General features: G+C 74.0%; 2 protein-coding genes. Both read left to right on the top strand.

What is annotated here, in order from left to right; genetic code table 11:
- A partial coding sequence (locus RB628_RS40650) for a universal stress protein (protein ID WP_318325671.1) occupies positions 1-98 on the top strand: 98 nt, incomplete at its 5' end.
- Between the two features lie 2 nt (positions 99-100).
- A partial coding sequence (locus RB628_RS40645; RefSeq protein ID WP_318325670.1) for an HAD-IC family P-type ATPase occupies positions 101-1,264 on the top strand: 1,164 nt, incomplete at its 3' end.

Genomic DNA, 1,264 nt, shown 5'->3' with positions numbered 1-1,264 from the left:
GCCGGGGCGGCTTCACCGGGCTGCTGCTCGGCTCGGTCAGCCAGGCCCTGCTGCACCACGCGCAGTGCCCCGTCACCGTCGTCCGTGGCAAGGAGTGACCGTGCCTCAGCAGAATCCCGCCCCGGCCGGGCCCCACGCCCCGCCCGCACAGACACCTGCGCAACTGATGGCGGACGCCTACCGGCGGGATGCCGCCGAGGTGGCGGACCTGCTCGGCGTGGTCCCGGCCACGGGCCTGAGCGCGGCGGACGCCGCCCGGCGGGCCGATGCCTGGGGAGCCAACGAACTGGCCGAACCGGCCCGCCGACCGCAGTGGTTGCGGCTGCTGGACCAGTTCCGCAGCTGGCTGATCGGCATCCTGCTCGCCGCCGCCGTCGTCGCCGGAATCATCGGCGACATCAAGGACGCCGTCGTCATCGCTGTCGTCCTCCTCATCAACGCCACCATCGGCTACCTGCAAGAACGCCGCGCCGAGCACAGCCTGGAAGCGCTGCGCCAGATGCTGGTCCCCACCGCGCGCGTGCGCCGGGACGGCCAGGTGAGCGTGATCCCGGCCGGCACCCTGGTGCCCGGCGACATCGTCCTGCTTGAAGCCGGTGACCGTGTCCCGGCCGACGGGCGCCTGGTGGTCGCCGCCTCGGTCGAGGCCGCCGAGGCCGCGCTGACCGGCGAGTCCCAGCCCGTCGCCAAGACCACCGCGCCTACACCGGCCGACGGCGACGAGCCCGCGCCCGTCGCCGAGCGCACCGGCATGCTCTTCATGAACACCGCGCTGACCCGAGGCCGCGCCGAGATGATCGTCACGGCCACCGGCATGGGCACCGAGGTCGGCGCGATCGCCGAGGCTCTGCGCACCGGCGCGGAACCGCCGAGCCCGCTGCAGGTCCAGATGGACAGCCTGGGCCGGCGCCTGGCCCTGGTCAGCGGCGTCGCCGTGGCCGCGTACGCGGTCGTGGGCCTTCTCCGGGGCGAGGATCTGGCCGATCTCGCGCTGCGGGCGGTGGCCCTGGCGGTCGCCGCGATCCCCGAGGGTCTGCCCGCCGTTCTCGCGCTCACCCTCGCCCTGGGCGTCTACCGCATGGCCCAGCGCGGCGCCATCGTCAAACGCCTGGCGTCCGTCGAGGCGCTCGGCTCCGCGACCGTGGTGTGCAGCGACAAGACCGGCACCCTGACCCTGAACGAGATGACCACCCGCGCCCTTTGGGCCGCGGGGCGCCACTTCGACGTGACCGGCGAGGGTTACGACACGTCAGGCACCGTGCGT

Origin of the sequence: Streptomyces sp. ADMS, from assembly GCF_033441795.1 — a bacterium.
Taxonomy (GTDB): domain Bacteria; phylum Actinomycetota; class Actinomycetes; order Streptomycetales; family Streptomycetaceae; genus Streptomyces.
The sequence above is the reverse complement of the archived record's forward strand: the minus strand, read 5'-3'. Positions and strand labels throughout refer to the sequence as shown.